The organism is Pseudomonas sp. EA_65y_Pfl2_P74 (assembly GCF_963970575.1).
Lineage (GTDB): Bacteria > Pseudomonadota > Gammaproteobacteria > Pseudomonadales > Pseudomonadaceae > Aquipseudomonas > Aquipseudomonas baetica_A.
In genome coordinates this window covers 1-18238 of the sequence record NZ_CAXAOQ010000039.1, presented here as the reverse complement: position 1 = coordinate 18238, position 18238 = coordinate 1, and the positions used below count along the sequence as shown (strand labels likewise).

The window sequence follows — 18238 nt, the reverse complement described above, 5'->3', positions numbered from 1 at the left end:
GCGAGCGTCATGACGGAGCTGTCGCAAGTGTCGGTGACGGCACTCAAGGGTGTCGGCGAAGCCATGGCCGAGAAACTGGCCAAGGTCGGCCTGGAGAATCTTCAGGACGTGCTGTTTCACCTGCCGCTGCGCTATCAGGATCGCACCCGTGTGGTGCCGATCGGCGCGTTGCGGCCGGGACAGGACGCCGTGGTCGAAGGCACCGTCAGCGGCGCCGATGTGGTCATGGGTCGCCGGCGCAGCCTTGTCGTGCGTCTGCAGGACGGCACCGGCGGTCTCAGCCTGCGCTTCTACCATTTCAGCAACGCACAGAAAGAAGGCCTCAAGCGCGGCACGCGGGTTCGCTGCTACGGCGAAGCCCGGCCCGGTGCGTCAGGACTGGAAATCTACCACCCGGAATACCGCGCCATCACCGGTGACGAACCGCCGCCGGTGGATGAAACCCTGACCCCGGTCTACCCGCTCACCGAAGGCCTGACCCAAGCGCGCCTGCGCCAGTTGTGCATGCAGACCCTGACCCTGCTCAAGCCCAGCACCCTGCCCGACTGGCTGCCGACCGAACTCGCTCGCGACTATCAACTGGCACCGTTGGCCGATGCGATCCGCTACCTGCACAACCCGCCCGCCGATGCCGACGTCGACGAACTCGCCCTCGGTCATCACTGGGCCCAGCATCGTCTGGCCTTCGAAGAACTGCTGACCCATCAACTGTCACAGCAACGTCTGCGCGAAAGCATGCGCTCCCTGCGCGCGCCAGCGATGCCGAAAGCGAAAAAACTGCCACCGAAATACCTGGCCAACCTCGGCTTCAGCCCGACCGGCGCCCAGCAACGGGTGGGCAACGAAATCGCCTACGACCTCAGTCAGCACGAACCGATGCTGCGGCTGATTCAGGGCGACGTAGGCGCCGGTAAAACCGTGGTCGCCGCCCTCGCCGCGTTGCAAGCACTGGAGGCCGGTTATCAAGTCGCACTGATGGCGCCGACCGAGATCCTCGCCGAGCAACACTTCATCACCTTCAAGCGCTGGCTCGAACCGTTGGGCATCGACGTCGCATGGCTGGCCGGCAAGCTCAAAGGCAAAAACCGCGTCGCCGCGCTGGAGCAGATCGCCAGCGGCGCGCCGATGGTGGTCGGCACTCACGCGCTGTTCCAGGACGAAGTGCAGTTCAAGAACCTCGCGCTGGTGATCATCGACGAACAGCACCGATTCGGCGTGCAGCAACGGCTGGCGCTGCGGCAAAAAGGCGTCGGCGGGCGCATGTGCCCGCACCAACTGATCATGACCGCCACACCGATTCCCCGGACGCTGGCAATGAGCGCCTACGCCGACCTCGACACTTCGATCCTCGATGAACTGCCGCCGGGGCGCACCCCGGTCAACACCGTGCTGGTCACCGACACCCGCCGCGTCGAAGTCATCGAACGGGTTCGCGGCGCTTGCGCCGAAGGGCGTCAGGCCTACTGGGTGTGCACGCTGATTGAAGAGTCGGAAGAACTGACCTGTCAGGCCGCCGAGACCACGTTTGAAGACCTCACTCTTGCCCTCGGCGAACTGAAAGTCGGGCTGATTCACGGGCGCATGAAACCCGCCGAGAAAGCCGCCGTCATGGCTGAATTCAAGGCCGGCAACCTGCAACTGCTGGTCGCCACCACGGTGATCGAAGTCGGCGTCGACGTGCCCAACGCCAGCCTGATGATCATCGAAAACCCCGAGCGCCTGGGCCTTGCGCAGCTCCACCAGTTGCGCGGCCGCGTTGGCCGAGGCAGCGCCGTCAGCCATTGCGTGCTGCTCTATCATCCGCCGCTGTCACAGATCGGTCGCCAGCGCCTGGGCATCATGCGCGAGACCAACGACGGTTTCGTCATCGCCGAAAAAGACCTCGAACTGCGCGGCCCCGGCGAAATGCTCGGCACCCGCCAAACCGGCCTGCTGCAATTCAAGGTCGCCGACCTGATGCGCGACGCCGACCTGCTGCCTGCCGTGCGCGACGCCGCACAAGCCTTGCTGGAACGCTGGCCGACTCACGTCAGCCCATTGCTCGACCGCTGGCTGCGCCACGGGCAGCAATACGGCCAAGTGTGAGCACCGTCGCAGTTTCTGACAGATCGTTCTGATCAAGCTGGTTATACTCCTGCCATTGTTTCAAAAACGGATACAGACCATGACCGAAGCCGCTCTCGCCCCCGAACCCCCGCACGCGCCGTCTGTCATTCGGCTGCTGCTAGGCAAGCTGGGCATCGCCTACGAAGAAGTGCTCGACCACCACGGCCTCAATGCATCGCGCAAGGTACAAGCCGTGTTGCTGGACGACACCGTCGGCGCGCTGATGGTGCTGTTTCCACAGAGCCAGTTGCTGGATCTCAATCGCCTCGCCGAACTGACTGGCCGGCGCCTGACTGCCGTGTCCACCGAGCGCCTGGAAAAGATGCTCGGCAAACACAGTCTGAGCCTGCTGCCAGGCCTGCCGGCGCTGACCAGTTCGCCGTGCCTCTACGAAGAAAGCCTGCTGCGTGAGCCGAAGCTGCTGATCAACTCCGGCGAGCCGGGCCTGCTGCTGGAAATCACCAGCGAAGCCTTCAAGACCATGCTGACCAAGGCCAGCGCCGCCAATTTCGGCGAAGCCCTGAGCAGCATCCGCCCCAACCTCGACCGCCCGGACGATGACCGCGAGGAAATCACCCAGGCCGTGCAAGCGTTCACCGCGCGACGCATCCAGCAGCGTCTGGAAGCGACCATCGAGATTCCACCGCTGGCCGAAACCGCACAAAAAATCATCAAACTGCGCGTCGACCCCAACGCCACCATCGACGACATCACCGGCGTGGTTGAAACCGACCCGGCGCTGGCCGCGCAAGTGGTGAGCTGGGCGGCGTCGCCGTACTACGCCTCGCCGGGCAAGATTCGCTCGGTGGAAGACGCGATCGTTCGCGTGCTCGGGTTCGATCTGGTGATCAACCTGGCGCTGGGCCTGGCCCTCGGCAAGACCCTGAGCCTGCCCAAAGACCACCCGCAACACACCACGCCGTACTGGCAGCAATCGATCTACACCGCCGCCGTCATCGAAGGCCTGACCCGCGCCATGCCGCGCGCCCAGCGCCCGGAAGCCGGCCTGACCTATCTGGCCGGCCTGCTGCACAACTTCGGTTACCTGCTGCTGGCCCACGTCTTTCCGCCGCACTTCTCGCTGATCTGCCGTCACCTGGAGGTCAACCCGCACCTGTGCCACAGCTACATCGAGCAACACCTGCTCGGTATCAGCCGCGAACAGATCGGCTCGTGGCTGATGCGCTACTGGGACATGCCCGATGAGCTGGCCACCGCCCTGCGCTTCCAGCACGACCCAAGCTATGACGGTGCCTACGCCGAATACCCGAACCTCGTTTGCCTGGCCGTGCGCCTGCTGCGCAGCCGTGGGATTGGCTCCGGCCCGGATGAAGATATTCCGGATGCGTTGCTTGAACGTGTGGGCCTGACTCGCGACAAAGCCAACGACGTCGTCAGCAAAGTCCTCGAAGCCGAAGTGCTGCTGCGCGAACTGGCCTCGCAGTTCAGCCAAGCCTGAATGCAAAGCGGGCAAGCGACCTCCAGTTGGAGCGACGCTTGCCCGCGATGGGCCAACCTGCGGCTTAAGCCGACTTGTCCAGGTAACGGATCACCCAGCCTTTATCGTACCCAGAGTCGGTGAAATACACTCCGCCCACCACGATGCGCCCATCGTCCATTACCGCCATGCCGTGGGGGTATTCGAAACCCGCGCTTTCATTGAAAACGGTAAATCCTGTACCAAAGAAAGAGGAGTCTGGAGAACCATCCGCCAGAAAGCGTGCGGTGACCGCGCTGAGATTCTCATCAAGCGCGCCAGTGCCACTGTTACCGCAAACGATGACTGAACCGTCCGTACGCGGCACGCAATGCAACCATCTGACGCCTTGGGACACAGGTGACGAAATCAGTGGTTGACCATCATTGAACACCCGATTGTAGGAGCCGCTGAGATTGAGCACCGCAATCAAGCCCTGAGAGACGCCCTCCACCGCCGCACCGCCGGCCACAACAATCTTGTCGTCGACGATTGCCGCAACGTCCAGGCTTATCCATTGATCGTGGGGCACGTCCACCGCGCCTTTGATTCCAAAACCTGTGTCAACCTTACCCGTAGCGTCGAAACGAGTAACGAAGGCGCCATGCGCACTCACCGCAAAATAATTGCCGCAGATCACCACGGCGCCGTCAGCCTGGGTTGCCGCCGCTTGCGCAACGATGTCCAAAGACGAAATATCTGCAAGCTCTACGAACGCAAAGCCCGTGCCGTTGAAGGTCGTATCGGGTGAGCCATTCGGCTCGAACCTCAGAACGATACCTTTTGTCCGGCCGGAAGCATCCTCAACGTTACTGACCACGACGATTTTTTCGTCCAGTTGTTGTTGAGCGACCATCCCTGCTGCGCCAGCCCCTGGGGCACCGCTGGCAGACGCTTGCACCACCCCGGTATATCCGCCGCCGCCCATCTTCGCGTAGGAAAGATAGAGCACACCTTGTTCCCCGAAAGACGTCTGCAGTTGCCCGTCCTCGCGCTGTCTGACCAGCACCAGGCCCGTCGAGTTATTCGCGCCCTCTTCCGTGTACTGAGCACGAACCAGCCAGCCGCCATCGCTCAGCGGTGTAAACCCGAGAATCCGTCTCATGTAAAAATTTTCTTTCAGCCTGATCTCGACGTAGCCGGAGCCGTCTCCACCGAAAGCTGAGTCGAGAGCACCGTCTTCAAGCAGACGAACGATCCGCGTAGGTGCACCGGGCGTTGAAAGGCGAACGGCAACCAGCAATTTGTTTTGCGGCAGCGCCAGCAGCGCCCTGACGTCATATCCCGAGAATCCGGGGAATGGAAATCTGAGGATGCCACCGTCGCCGAAGGTCGGATCGTTATTCAAGGATGGCGTGCCCGCCACATAGCGCACGAAACGCCCAGGGACGTTGGGAAGATCAGAATGGACGGAGAGCTCGATACACACCACGATCCGGCCTTCCGTCATAACGGTGACACCTCGCGCAAAGGCAGCCCCTGCGCTGTCTTCAAACAACGCATGACCCGTACCGTTGAAAGCCGTATCCGGTTTTCCATCAGCAAGGAAACGCGCCGTCACCATGGCTGATTCACCCTGACCGACAACAGCGATCGAACCACCCACCTGCGAGGTATGCGTCCACGCCAACCCTTTTAGTAACGGCGAAAACAGCGGCTTGCCACCATTGAACACAAGGTTGGCCGCGCCGCTGGTCGTGAATGCAGCGATCAACCCACCGTCGAGACCACCACGCTGGGCTTGGCCCGCGACGATAATCCTGCCATCGCCTTCACGTACCGAAATCGATTGCAGAAAACTCTCGCCTTCATCATCGGGCATCAACACGGCCACACCGTTGTTGAATTGACTGTCCGGCGCGCCACTGGCGTCCAGACGCGCCAGAAAAACTCCACGACCTCCCGATCCGTCCTGGTATGAACCGCAGACCAGCACCTTGCCATCGGCTTGAATGGCGATGCCGTAGACGTTATTCGATGTGGCGACATCCACAACCACATAGCCCGAACCGTTGAATGATTGATCGAGTGAGCCATCCGCTAGCAGACGAATCACAACACCCGCTGGCAGTGGTGCATCATCAAAAAACACTAAATGGAGCAGGACGATTTTGCCATCCACCTGCCGGGCCGTTGATCGTGACGGCACGTGGGCAGTCTGTGAGGATCCGGTGTTCGGGTGACTTGCCTCACGCGGCACGCTAGCGGGATGGGGATTGCCGTAATGGGAGATAAACCGCATGCCGTTGGTGCCGAACGCGTCGTTCAGTTCACCGGTATTTTTCAGGCGGACCAGTGCAAGGCCAACGTCATTGGAGGTAGTCGAGGAATATTGAAGGTGTATCAGCCAACCATCATCCTCAAGCGCATCGAGACCGGATACATAGCTGATCCGAGCACCTTCCAACGCTATTTCAACAAAACCTCTGCGCGCGGGACCAAAGGTTTCGTCCAGCGAACCGTCGTCATTCAGCATCGCAATGGCAACCGGGGCATTCGCTCCCGTTAAAGGTATCGCAACGAGTAATTTTGCATCGGGGAGCGCCAGGACCGCCGCCGCTTCGTCGCCCGCGATACCAGGTATCGGTAAGGTCAACACACCATCCTGAGCAAACGTCGGATCGAGAGACCCAGGGATCGAAATACTGTGTGTCTGCGTCATGAGCTTGCTCCATCAAGTCAGTTAAGTCCCTTAATGCCGGAACTGGAACTTGAGTAGAACATCGCGACTGTGCACGAAACACCTGATAGAAATGACAGTCCGGCCGTCTTTGCGAGCCACAATGATGGCCTTACAAGACAAGCGCACCGTTATTCAGTGCGCTTGCATGGGTGTGTTCTAGCCAGCGACTTCCTAAGCTTTAGCCTTCGCCTTTCTTGGTTTCAAATACTTCATCAACCCTTGGAACCACATCACCAGTGCCGGGTTACCTTTGAGCTGGATCGACTTGTCCTGAATGCCCTGCATAAAGGCCAACTGCTTGTTCTTTGCCTGCATCGTCGCAAAGCCATAACCGGCATCTTTAAATGCAATCGCAAACGCCGGCTCCGCCACCACGCCAGACTTGCTGGTGATCCGCTGATCCTTCACCACGAAATGCCGCGCCACTTTCCCGTCCAGGGTCTGTAGCTGAAACACCAATTCCTTGTCACCCAACTGCTGCTGGAACGCAGGATTTGTCCGACTGGCCTTACCCATCAACAGACCCAGCATCCACAGAAGAAAACGAAATTTCATGCGCACAGCCTCAAAAGGAAAATGAACGGCCGGGGCAGTGTAAGGGATTCGGACGATAACGCCAGTATCTGACGCTGTTGGAAGAGGATGCTGACCAATTCCAGCACGATGACCGCCAAGTCACGATTCAGCGCTCGCCGACTGATTGTTCCCACGCTCCGCGTGGGAATGCATCCCGAGACGCTCTGCGTCCCACCACTCACCTTTCCTACACCTGTTGAAACACATCCCTGTAGGAGCCGGCGAAGCCTGCGATCTTTTGATCTTCCGCCCCGCGAATCTATGGGAAATTTCCTGCAAAGTGCGGTGCTGTGCGTGAACTAGGCGAGTTGGCTGGCTATCGATAGGCTCTGTGTGTCGCCGCAGATTGGCGATACGGACGTGCAAGTCCGGTTGGAGTACACATTGGTTATGGCAATTCGCCGAGCGTTTTCCTATGCTCGCGGATCGTTATGGCGGCTGTGTATGGGAGGCCTTCGGGTCTGCCGGGTTACTCCACCGGTCTTGCACACCTATGCACAGCTGCCACCCCTTTCGAAGTGCGAGCGAAACGGTGTCGGCTCCTTAAACTGGAGTAAGACCGAATGATCAAACCAACACCCAATCCCCCAGAAAACCCAGACGTTTCGCCCTACGAATCTCTGGAATCAAAGAAATTCCACGAAGCCGCCGAGCGCGCCCTCGATCACCATTTCAAACCCGCCGTCGAACCACGACCAAAACGCCAGGGCGGCCTCTTCAGCCTCTCCCCCGGAACCGACGCCGAAGCCCTCATGGCCAACGCCTCGGAAGACCTACTGTCCATCAGCGTCATCTCCGCCGACCTGGCCGACGACCTCGAAGGCTCACGCCGCTCAGTCGCGCTGGCACTGAGCAGAATGTCGGACGGCGTGAGATTGATGGTCGAAGGCATGCTCGACCACATTGAAGTGCGCTGTACGCCGACCAAGCCGTGAAGCGATTTGCGGATGCAGAAAGGGGACGTTAAGTCCCCTTTCTGCAATTGCCTGCAAAAATCCAGACACAAAAAAGCTGCCAATCAGGGCAGCTTTTTTGAGAATCCAAAACCTTCAACCGGCCAGTCGACCGACAGGCTCGAAATCACAGCCGTTGGACAGAGCAACATCCAGAAAGCGGCTGCGCTTACCGGAACGCTTGGCCAAAGCTTCACGAGCTTCAGCCTGGAACCGGGCAGCCATCATAGGCTTGGGTTCATGTTTGGACTTTTTCATGGAAACCTCTCGGGTCTCTAAATTTGACTGGATGGTATTACTGCTCAACCCCAATAACAAGCCGGCCCGTCGGATCAAAGGCAAACCCTAGACTCTCATACATCGGTATAGCACCGGCTGCTGGTTCTTGAACTTCAATTTCCGTACAGCCTATTAAGATCGCGTAGTTTTCAATCGCGGTTAATGCCAAAGCGGCCACTGCGCCCCGCAACGGATGAGATCTATCCGGCTTACCCTCCAGAATCACAATCTTGATGCACAGCTTGCTCTTGCGAGGCGACGCATAACACAGCCCACACAATTCTTGGTCGAACCAAATCGAGACGTCAAAACCACGGGTGTCTGTTTGCTTCCATTGATGCACATCGTGCCACGGGTACAAGGTAACCTCATCTCCCCAAAGATCGGCGGCTTCGATGGCAACGGGAGTAATGGGCTCATATCGAATTTGCGTTGTATCAATACCTCTGATTATTAGGTTCTGGTTCCCGCGCGCCAGATCTTCCGCTGCCTTACGCGCTTCAGATCGCCAGATCTGGTAGCGATACCCGTTCCCTCGATTTCTGGACATGGACAATCACTGGCAACTTTAAAGGTCATGAGAATATCGGCATTTGAAAGCTTGTGAATATCAACAGAAATACCCTGACATTGATTATCTGGCCCGAGCAATTCGCGGCCCTCTAACCTCAGCCACTTACGCAATCGCTCATCGGCAGGACGGGATGAGACTGACTTCGGAAGGGACGCTCGACCACGTCGGAGTGCGGAGCGGCGCAGCCAAGTCGTAGCGAAATTTGCGGATGAAAAGAGGGGACGTTAAGTCCCCTTTCCTGATCCTCAACAACGGTTAGCGAAAGTCCTCTGCACTTTTTGGACGTGCCTCCAATCCGAAAATCGCTGCGCGGTGGATGTATGCATCACCACCAGCATTACAAGACTGTCGGAACACAACCTTGTCGTCCTTGAGTACTGAGAGATAACTCACAAACGCCTGATTAACGAGGTAGGTATAAGCACCGCTTTTGAACTTGATGATGTTCAGGTTCACGCTGCCTTCCGACGCATCCACGACGAAGAATTTGCCCTTGGGCGGCGAGGCAGTCTTCGGATAGACCATTTCTATTTTTCCCGGTACGCCATAACGGTACTGAACAGAACCGGCCGTGGGCTTGTTGTTTCCTTGCGCACAAATGGAAACCGTCTTGCCGCCCTGCAACGGGCAACTGAAGTAAATGGATTCGTCATCCGAACACAACGTCTCGTCCTGCCCGCCCTTCAATGGCGCTGTTTCTCGCGAGACACGCTCCGGTGTTTGAGTGACATCGGCGCAATTGGACAAACACACCAGTTTCGAAAGGTCCGGAACATCGCTTTCAGTAAACAGGTACGTCGCTGAACCATCCCGGTTGCGGGCGTGGTAAACGGGAACACTGACGGCCAGCCCCTTGGCAGATACCGGCACTTCGGTGTCCCGACCCGAGACAACCCAGCCTTCGGCCTCCCCGCACAGTGCCTCCAAAGCCACATCACTGAATGGCTCTTTCGTTGGCACTGCGAACGTCTTGGCATCACCTCGACAGTCGTAGCCATGCCAGTAGGGACCGGTCTCCGGATTAATGTCTATCGAGAAGATATAGGCGCCGTCGAGTACGACCTTGCCGCTGTGATAGGTAAACACCAGCCAACGACGCGACTTCGCCCGGGAGTAATTTTCGTTCTCCAGGATGTAGCGGTCACCATCTCGATACAACCAGAAACTACTCATCGCTCCGGCCGACTCTCCCTCCTCGGAGAGACGTTGCCCGGATTGTGCGTCCACCAGAAAATTGTCTTTCAACGCGAACGCGCAGTCGCTGCCGGCGTCCATGCACGACTTGAGGGACGGAAACATCGGCCCCGCTGCCACAGAGAAAGAACACAGCAATAACGCGACCAAGCCTAATCTTTTCAACTTACTTCCCTGCTCATGATTTACGGGTCTGATTGAACAGACTTCTTTCTTGTGCCCAGTTCTCTGCGTTTTAAAGCGAGTAGTCCATCACTTCTTCCAACCGCCAGCATTGCCCACGGACAAACCGATACTCGAAGACATAGTCGGTATCCGGCTTTTGCAAGATGGCGACGGCGTGATCTCCCCGCTCTTCCTTGACGGTCAATGTCAGGCCTTGGACTTCTCGTTTGGCCTGATCCAAGATGATTGGAAACTTGAGTTCATCACCACTGAGGCTGCGCTTTTCCATCTCAGGCTCAGGATCGCCGGCCACAGTCGTGACCATTTTCAGTGGCTGTTGGAGGAAGGATTTCTGCACATCGGCGCGCTCGGAGAAGGCTGCGAGGAACGCTGAAAAGTCGGTGGAGGGGCAAGCGACATTGGCCGTATCACCCTCGATTTTGAGTGGCTCCTGACGGCTGCCCTGATCCAGTTTTAAACCCGCAATCATCTTTGCATCCAAGTCTGCCAGACGCTGCTTAATGCTCGCCGCATCCTTGTAAGCACATTCGACTTCTATGTCGTCCTCCAGATCCAGACCGTCTCGGCAGTTCTGGAATTCGGGTTCTGGCGGGTCACCTCGAAAGAACTGCATAGACAATTGATCACCATCCTTGAAGAGCGGCAATTCCAGCACCGAGTAGGAATCACCTTCGAAATGGCTGTGCGAGATTTTGTTCTTTGTCAGAACAAACATCGACTTTCCGGCGCGCGCGGGGGATTTGTGCTCGAAGAAGAACACCGAGGCTATCTGCTCGCCTTCCACCTTCCACACATAGTTCAGCGTGGGTTTGGCTGCGTTCAAGGCTGAATAGAAAATCTCGGCGGTGGGAACGTGAACTCCGGTCGCTTGTTCTTTCAGGTTGTTCTTCAGAAAGAGCACCGTGATCTGTTGACCGCCCAAAGACGCCACCACCGGCGGATGCAACTCACCGATGGTTTGTGGATCGCCCGCCAATGCCAATTGAGCCGACAAACCGGCCATGAGTCCAATGGCACAGAGAAAACCTGAAAACCTGCCCAATTCCATTTTCCTTCCATAGTTCATTGTCATGTCGACTCAGGTGCGCCGCATTTCAGCTCTTGGATTTGCGCGTTCTGAATCGGAATTACACATTCGAGGCGCTTCTCTCCGGGTGCACGAAGCTCCGTCAGGCTGAGCGTTACGTGTAACCCATCCTCGGCAAACGCATGATCCTCAAAACCTGCGTCGGCATAGTCGCTCCAGAATCTCTTGCCATCGAAAGTGCAAAACTGCCTGGACGACAGCACTCTCCAGTTACCGTCAGGCGCGAGAATCTGAACAGTCAGGCAAGGATTGCCAAAGGTATTGACGTAGCGAGCCACGACATCGCCGAAGCGTTGAGAGGCAGATCCAGACACTTGACTGATATTAGTCACATCACTCGGTCGATCGGATGCGATCGCGTCCAGATAACCGGCACGCTCCAGACTTATCCGGGCGACACACTGACTGATCATCAAGGACTGCGCCTGTGAGCCGGGTTCCACTTCTGTGGCCTCCAGCAAGCATGTGGTGTCGCGCAACTTGAGCCAGGCACGTTGTGAATCTTTGGCGATTGCCATAAACGCCTCAGCCTGTGCAGGTTCTTCCTCTCGCTGAGAAGCGAAGCGCGCCATGAGTTTTTTGTAGCTGGCATTTAGTTTTGCGTCGGCCGCTTTACGGTCGGCTTCAACGCATTCAAGGTATTGCCAACTCACGGTAATGACCTTGCAAGTATCCTCAGCGAACGCAATTGAAGCGGACATCAGCCCAAGGGCCAACACGATAAAACGGGCAAACCTGTTCAATTTTTCATTCCCTGAAGCTTCGATCGCTCAAAGACACGTTGCGGAACTCTCTGTGCCTTGCCAGCGGCAGTCATCGCTTCGCCGTAGTCGCGGTAATAGCGCTGTGCTTCGTCTTTCTTGTTCAATCGCCACAGTGAATCCGCCATGTTCAGCATCAGCACTGTGCGTTCACCGACCGCCTCAACGCCTCGATAAAACTTCAGCGCCAGCTCATCTCTACCGCCCTCGGCCAGATAAAAGCCGAGGTCGTTGTAGACTTGAACATTTTGCGCCGGGGGATGACACGCCATGTAGGACTCTGGACTTAGAAAGTTCAGGCTCGACTCGATGGACTCTGCGCGAGACTGCACCGGCTCGATACTTGAGACATATTTCAGCAAGTTCTTTGGGGACTTCGTCTCCAGAGTAGGAGTAAGCACATCGCCGTCTGCGGAAACCCACTGATTGCCCTTCCACTGGCCGACACAATAAGTGGCCCAACGATCAGCCAGCACGCAACCGGTCTCCATGGAGATCACAACGCAATGCTGTTGCGACTCCAGTTTTTCCTCACCGTTTTCGAGCGACAACATGCCGAAGATCACTGGATCGAGCAGCAGAGTTTTCTTGTCAGGACTGAGCATATTGGAGTGCCCATCGGCGCCAATGTCGGCGCCGAAGAGCGGGAAGGTTTTACCGTTTGCGGTGAACCATGCGGTCGCCGACTCAACGCCGGGCATCGTCCATTTTTTCGCTCGAAACGTAACCGTGTGCACGTCGATGCCGACAATTGGCGGATCTTCTGCAAAGTTACTGTCGGTGGCAGCGGCAAACGCTGGAAGCAAGAGCAACAGCGAAAGGCTGCTCGCGAGAAGACAGTTCATCCTCTCACTCCTCATCCATCGGCGACGATTCCACGTCGGTCATGCTCAGCAGCCGAAACTCATTGTTAACAAACTCGTAGTAACGATCCCGGTTACTGCTTTCCAACGCATTCCCCTGGGCATCTTCTTCGCCGTCGAGCGTGATGCCCGACACGATGATCAAGCGGCTCACGGGGTGGTAAACCATGCCGAACGTGCTGCCGTCGTAAGCATTCGGCAGACCGCCAACCACTTCACCGGTCTGGGCGTCCAGCACTTCGCCGCAAATGGCGCTGCCGCCACAGCCGAGCCTGTGCAGGATGTAATGGCCGGCGAAGTTGACCTTGCCTTTCAGGGCTTGCAGCCGTGCCTGATCCATCACCGGGTTACTGTTTTCTTGCGGCACCAGCTCATGATGGGGGCCGGTGAATACCGGGGTGACGGTGTAATCCTTGAAGTCGGGGTCGGCGGCGAATGCCATGGATGTGACAGCCAATATCAAGCTGCCGAGAAGAGCCGAAAATCCTTTCACGTAGTAACTCCGTAAATGCAGTAGGAACCAAGGGTTTACTCAGACTGCCCTTCATAAAGCTGTGTCTGCGGGTTGAATTGCCACAGGTGTGGCCGGGTCATCGCTACCTTGCCCTTGTAGCGAATCTGGTCACGCTTATCCCGGATGTAGGAGTAGATCTCGATGTCTTTGACATCGCCGCCGTTCTTGGGCGGGCCGTCCAGAACCTTGACCCCGGCGAAGTAATCGCCGCCCGTGTGTTTCAAATAACCACGGCACTGGATCAGGAAGGCATACGTCATGTCGCCTGCCGAGCCGTGACTTGAATATGAGAGAAAAATGAAGTCGTCCTGGCCGTCACCATTAAGGTCGCCTTGGTACACGACCTTGCCCTCTTCCAAAGAAAACCGGTTGTCGTAGAACGACGAATGCACGTCAATTTTTCGATCTGCGCTTTTCACCCATTGCGAGAGATAGTTCTTGGTATCGCTACTCTCGTTGCACAGTTCCGTCGCCATGCCCGACATTGGCAGCCAGCTCATCATTAACAAAAGCAGTCGCTTCACTTCATATCCTTCGAATTCATCAATTCCAATTCCCCATCCCGATACACCACCTCACACCCCACCCACGCCGGATCAACCTGCGGCATTACCGCCGACGGCTTGCGCAACTCCCGCAACAACGTCGAGCCATGCGACAAGCGCCCACCCATGCGGGCAATAACCGCCCGCGCGGTTTGGTAATGCGCATGTCGCCCCGGATCGAGGGAGTCTTCGAGCAGAATGTCGGCGCCGAGAATGCCTTGCACCTGCCCCGGATAAATCATGAACCCGGTGGCCTGTTCCGCACCTTCGCGACCGTCCTGCCAGAAGCTGCCGTCTCGGGTGCGAACGTCGGGATGCGGCGCAAACCAGTGCTCGCGGTCCGCCAACGGCATTGCGTGGTGCAGACGAAAGAAGATGCGCATCAGGTTGTCGCGATACCACTCGCGCACTTGCAGGTAGTAACCACGCAGGCCCGGCAGGCCGGTTGAATGCGCGAGGCGGATCAGCCCTGACCATTGCGGGAATGCCTGTAACGGCAGCTCAGTCGCCGCCGGTCGAGGCGTGGCCGGATCGGTCTCCCACGGCAATCGATGCGGACTGTTTTCAAGGTTGTCGTAAGCGGTCGGCGGGCGGCCCAGCGCGTCACCGCCACTGCTAGCCAGCGCCGTGGCGATGCACAGATTGCCTTGCACCACGAACACGTAAAACCGGGTGAACCAGTCCGCCAGTTGTTGGCCATCGGCAGCTTGGGCGACGAGTTCGGCCAGTTCCCGATCGAAGCGCTGCAAACCATTTTCAAGATTCAGCAAATGCCCACGAGCCCTGCGTTGCATGCGCAAAAACAGCGGCAACGAACGCAGCATTTTCAGCGGTTGCCACGGCAGATGCGGAGTCGCCCCGCCAACTTCACCGGCATAGTTAGCGGCACTGATGCCCCAGTCGGCCAGTCGGGCGAGGAACAGGTCGTTGTTGATGTAAGACGCGCCGCCGAACACGGCGGTGAACGGCTCGTTGTCCTGCAACACTCGCGCATCCCAACGCGCCATGATCGCCGGAATACTTGCCGCTGCCCGGCGCTGGGCGTACTCCACAAAGACGCTCGGTTGCGGCGGCAGGATCTCGGCGATGTTGGCGGCGGTGAGGTGCCGGCGCCAGCCGTAGTCGCTGATCGGTCGGTATTGCAGCAGCCACAGTTGCCCGCCGTCCCAGGCCCATTCGACGTCGCCTGGTACGTAGTGAAATACCCGCAGCACGTCTTGCAGAAATTGCCATAGCCGCTCTTCGGTCAAGCCGTGGGATGGCGTGAACGCGCCGCTTCGCCAGGCATCGCCAACCCGCGAAAGCGTTGCCCGCGAAGGGCTGACATGACCGTCGGCCAGCGATTCGAGATGGCCTTCAACCCACTCCAGCTCTACCGAGAGATGTCGCACGAAGGCGATCCCGGACACTACCGGGGTGACGAAGCGCTGCACCACCACTTCCTCGACGCCTTCGGCCGTCAGTTCGGCGATGCGTTTAGGCACGTTGGCGGTCGGCTCGCGCAGATAGGTGGTGCTCAACCCGGCATTCGCCGAATCGGCATGATCCTCGCCATAACTGGAGGAGCGCACCGCCCAGGTCACGTCGGGTTGGGCGGCGAGAAACGCAGGCAGACGCGGATCGGTGCAGTCGCTGAGCGTCAGCGCCGCCGGCACCGGTTGCCGGGCCAGTTCAGCCAAGCGCAAACGCCCGCCCTTGGTGTGCGCAACAAACCCGCGCTCGCCCGACTCCAGCCACTGCGCAAACTGCGCGGGTGCGTCGATCCACGGGTAATGGCCCCAACCGGGTTTCAGGCTGATGGTCAGATCTGCGCGCGCAAGAATCGCCGACCATGCCGCCGCTTGTTCGATGCCCAGTACCTTGTCCTGATCGCCCCAGACCAGTTCGACCGGGTCGGTGATCCACTCCAGCAAGGGCAGCGCGGTGTCGGCACGGATCAGATCCCAGTGCGGCACAAACGCACGGCAGCGCGCATAACCGGCGCCCATGCGCTGATACTGCGCGGGCGTCCAGGTCTGGTTGGAGAACTTGCGCGCGAACAGCGTGGGTTTGTTCGACAGCAGCCAGTGAATGGACTTGCGGATCGGCAGCGGCGACATCAACGCCGGCAATCGGCGCTGCCACAAAAAGGCGCCCACCGGCGCCAGCAACACACTGCGAGAAAAGTGCCCGGGCCGACGTTGCAGCGCATGCAGCACCAGCAACGCGTTGACCCCGACGGCCATGATCGCACTGCCCTGCTGCGTCATCGCCAGCAAGGTCTGCGCGTAGTCGGCAAGATCCTCACAGGGTGGCTGCGGATTGGCGCCGAAGCCCGGCAATTCCAGCGGCACCACGTCGTAGCGCTGAAAGTGCGGCAACGCGTCATCCCACCAATCGGCGGCGCTGCCATTGCCGGCCAGCAGGTACATCAACGGCTTGCTCATGGGCGATCCTCAGGTCAGATCGCGCAGAGCGGCGTCGAGGGTTGGATAGCGGAATGTGTAGCCGGCCTCGGTCAAACGCTGCGGCACCACGCGCTGACCGTCGAAGAACAACTGAGCCATTTCCCCGGCCAACACTCGCACTGGCGCGGCTGGAATGTGGAACCACACCGGGCGCTTGAGGACCTTGCCGACGTTCTCGGCGAACGCTGCCTGACTGACCGTTTCAGGCGCGACCATGTTGTAGGTGCCGCGCAAATTTTCATCGTGAAAGGATCGAGCGATCACCTGAATCACATCGTCGCGGTGCACCCAACTCATGATCTGCCGACCATCGCCCATGCGACCGCCGAAGCCCAGGCGGAACGGCAGCAGCAACGGCAACAACGCACCGCCGGGACCGAACACTACGCCGAGGCGCAGCACCACCTGACGCACGCCAAATTCCGTCGCCGGTTGCGCCGCCGCTTCCCACCGCGCGCAGAGTTCGGCCATGAAACCGGCGCCCTTGCTGGCGTGTTCATCGAGACTTTCGCTGGCATCGCGCACGCCGTAGAAACCGATGGCCGAGGCTTGAATCCACAGCGTTGGTTTTTGCTTGGTGTTCTTCAACCAGGTCATCAGTGCTTCGGTTGTACCGACTCGGCTGGCGAGCAGTTGCGCCTGACGTTTGGGAGTCCAGCGCGGGCCGGCGACGGGGGCGCCGGCGAGATTGATCACTACGTCGAAGGCTTCGTCGTGGCTGAGTTCGCTGAGCGAATGTACGCAGCGGACGCGGCCGTTGAATAGATTGGCCGCGTTCAATGGATCGCGTGTCAGTACGCTGACGGAGTGGCCGGCGTCGAGCAGTTGGTTGACTAAGGCTTCACCGATAAACCCTGTGCCACCAGTGATCAGCACGCGCTTGTAGGCGCTGCCGGCAAACGGATTGGACGTACTCTGAGGTTTTACTCGAGGGGATTTCCGGCAGTCATGGCGATACAGCCAGACCAGCGGCGGCAACAGCATCAGCAGCGCAAAACCGTCGAGCCACAGGTGCGACCAGACCTGTTGTTGCGCTGACAGCCACATGTCCTGCGGTGCCCACAACAGGACACCAGCGATCAACCAGCCCCACACACTCGGCGCTTTCGAACGATTGCCGATGTGCACCAGCGCGAGCATGTACAGCGAATAGCTTTGCAGCGTCGCGCCGAACAGCGCGAGCCACCAGACCTGCTGTTCGTGGCCGGCCGCGGGCACCGCTTCAGCGCCCCAGAATGCGCGTTCGAGGGTGTGCAAATAGCCGTCGAGTAAACCGGAGTGACCGGCCCAGGTCAGGGTCAGACCGGCGAGAATGTGCACAATTGCGGCGGCGTATAGCCAGAGCACTAACGCGGGGCGAAGGGAGATCGAGGGGGCTGGCATTCCGTGTCCTGAGCGCATTCCTTGGGGGTGGGGAGTTTAAAGGAAAATCGCGGTCGTCAGATGCTCAAAAACTAAACGTTTTACCGGACGGATTCAGACTCAACGACTGCGAAAACGCATCAAACATGACCTGGCATTTCAAATGCAGTGACTGGCCTTGATCGGTGCTGCGCCTGACGATCCCAATCGTCCCACGTTGAAGATGCCCAACTGATTACCTTTGTCAGCCGCCATCTGATAACAGGCTAACGCCCGGGACATATCCTTCGTTCCAAACTCGCCACCTTCAAAGGTCGAGGCCAGATAATTCATCGCATCAGCAGAGCCCATGGAAATAGCACGAATAACCTGCTCTTTTGCCTGCTCGGGATGGAGGCAAGGGCCGTTATAGTCAGTGGAGTTTCCTGAACAAAGAAACGTGGCATAGGCCAACGCGCCACTCGGTATTTTCGAGGCTGCTTTGAACAGCGCCTCAACCTTAGGTGTAGTGGTCAACTAATTCCGGACACCTCGATAGGTGATTTTGACGCCATCGCCCGTTCGTAAACGGTCGGTGGCAGATATCCCAGTTTCGAGTGCAGTCGTTCGTTGTTGTAAAACCCAACGATGT

General features: G+C 58.4%; 15 protein-coding genes and 1 pseudogene. 3 read left to right on the top strand and 13 right to left on the bottom strand.

Features of this window, described 5'->3' with window-relative positions; translation table 11 throughout:
• The first annotated feature begins 9 nt into the window (after positions 1 to 9).
• Positions 10 to 2085 carry an ATP-dependent DNA helicase RecG gene (gene recG, locus AACY18_RS25260; RefSeq protein WP_339466459.1) on the top strand — a complete coding sequence of 692 codons (2076 nt, stop codon included), beginning with the start codon at positions 10 to 12 and terminating at the stop codon, positions 2083 to 2085.
• Positions 2086 to 2164: 79 nt separating this feature from the next.
• Positions 2165 to 3565, top strand: a complete 1401-nt coding sequence (locus AACY18_RS25255; RefSeq protein ID WP_339433799.1) for an aminoacyl-tRNA deacylase and HDOD domain-containing protein — start codon at positions 2165 to 2167, stop codon at positions 3563 to 3565.
• 64 nt (positions 3566 to 3629) lie between these two features.
• Here AACY18_RS25255 and AACY18_RS25250 read toward each other — a convergent pair whose 3' ends face one another.
• Together AACY18_RS25250 and AACY18_RS25245 are read right to left on the bottom strand one after the other, a co-directional pair.
• A complete protein-coding gene (locus tag AACY18_RS25250) occupies positions 3630 to 6245 on the bottom strand; it encodes a hypothetical protein (protein WP_339466457.1) in 2616 nt (871 codons plus the stop codon).
• Between the two features lie 192 nt (positions 6246 to 6437).
• Positions 6438 to 6821, bottom strand: coding sequence for a helicase (locus AACY18_RS25245; RefSeq protein ID WP_339433801.1), 384 nt, complete (start codon positions 6819 to 6821; stop codon positions 6438 to 6440).
• A 584-nt stretch (positions 6822 to 7405) separates the two neighbouring features.
• Here AACY18_RS25245 and AACY18_RS25240 point away from each other — a divergent pair.
• Positions 7406 to 7777, top strand: coding sequence for a DUF6124 family protein (locus AACY18_RS25240; RefSeq protein WP_339466456.1), 372 nt, complete (start codon positions 7406 to 7408; stop codon positions 7775 to 7777).
• 114 nt (positions 7778 to 7891) lie between these two features.
• Here the strand turns inward: AACY18_RS25240 and AACY18_RS25235 are convergent, their stop codons facing one another.
• The 11 genes and pseudogenes from AACY18_RS25235 to AACY18_RS25185 form a co-directional block, all read right to left on the bottom strand.
• Complete coding sequence (locus AACY18_RS25235) at positions 7892 to 8053, bottom strand: hypothetical protein (RefSeq protein WP_221730912.1); 162 nt, start codon at positions 8051 to 8053, stop codon at positions 7892 to 7894.
• Positions 8054 to 8090: 37 nt separating this feature from the next.
• Complete coding sequence (locus AACY18_RS25230) at positions 8091 to 8624, bottom strand: N-acetyltransferase (protein ID WP_339466455.1); 534 nt, start codon at positions 8622 to 8624, stop codon at positions 8091 to 8093.
• 279 nt (positions 8625 to 8903) lie between these two features.
• Positions 8904 to 9923, bottom strand: a complete 1020-nt coding sequence (locus tag AACY18_RS25225; RefSeq protein WP_339466454.1) for a hypothetical protein — start codon at positions 9921 to 9923, stop codon at positions 8904 to 8906.
• Between the two features lie 154 nt (positions 9924 to 10077).
• Positions 10078 to 11100 carry a hypothetical protein gene (locus tag AACY18_RS25220; protein ID WP_339466453.1) on the bottom strand — a complete coding sequence of 341 codons (1023 nt, stop codon included), beginning with the start codon at positions 11098 to 11100 and terminating at the stop codon, positions 10078 to 10080.
• A complete protein-coding gene (locus AACY18_RS25215) occupies positions 11097 to 11858 on the bottom strand; it encodes a lysozyme inhibitor LprI family protein (protein ID WP_339466452.1) in 762 nt (253 codons plus the stop codon). Before AACY18_RS25215 ends, AACY18_RS25220 begins: the two co-directional genes overlap by 4 nt.
• On the bottom strand, positions 11855 to 12721 hold the full coding sequence (locus tag AACY18_RS25210) for a tetratricopeptide repeat protein (RefSeq protein ID WP_339466451.1): 867 nt from the start codon (positions 12719 to 12721) through the stop codon (positions 11855 to 11857). Before AACY18_RS25210 ends, AACY18_RS25215 begins: the two co-directional genes overlap by 4 nt.
• A 4-nt stretch (positions 12722 to 12725) precedes the next feature.
• The gene (locus tag AACY18_RS25205) at positions 12726 to 13181 is read right to left on the bottom strand and encodes a hypothetical protein (protein WP_339466450.1); all 456 of its coding nucleotides are present in this window, start codon (positions 13179 to 13181) and stop codon (positions 12726 to 12728) included.
• Positions 13182 to 13267: 86 nt separating this feature from the next.
• Complete coding sequence (locus AACY18_RS25200; protein WP_339466448.1) at positions 13268 to 13777, bottom strand: hypothetical protein; 510 nt, start codon at positions 13775 to 13777, stop codon at positions 13268 to 13270.
• Positions 13774 to 16224, bottom strand: coding sequence for an alpha/beta hydrolase (locus AACY18_RS25195; protein WP_339466447.1), 2451 nt, complete (start codon positions 16222 to 16224; stop codon positions 13774 to 13776). Before AACY18_RS25195 ends, AACY18_RS25200 begins: the two co-directional genes overlap by 4 nt.
• A 9-nt stretch (positions 16225 to 16233) precedes the next feature.
• Positions 16234 to 17628 (bottom strand): TIGR01777 family oxidoreductase, encoded by a 1395-nt coding sequence (locus tag AACY18_RS25190; protein WP_221730918.1) that lies wholly within the window; start codon positions 17626 to 17628, stop codon positions 16234 to 16236.
• 138 nt (positions 17629 to 17766) lie between these two features.
• Positions 17767 to 18114: pseudogene (locus AACY18_RS25185) on the bottom strand (lysozyme inhibitor LprI family protein); the annotation flags it as partial.
• Positions 18115 to 18238: the final 124 nt, after the last annotated feature.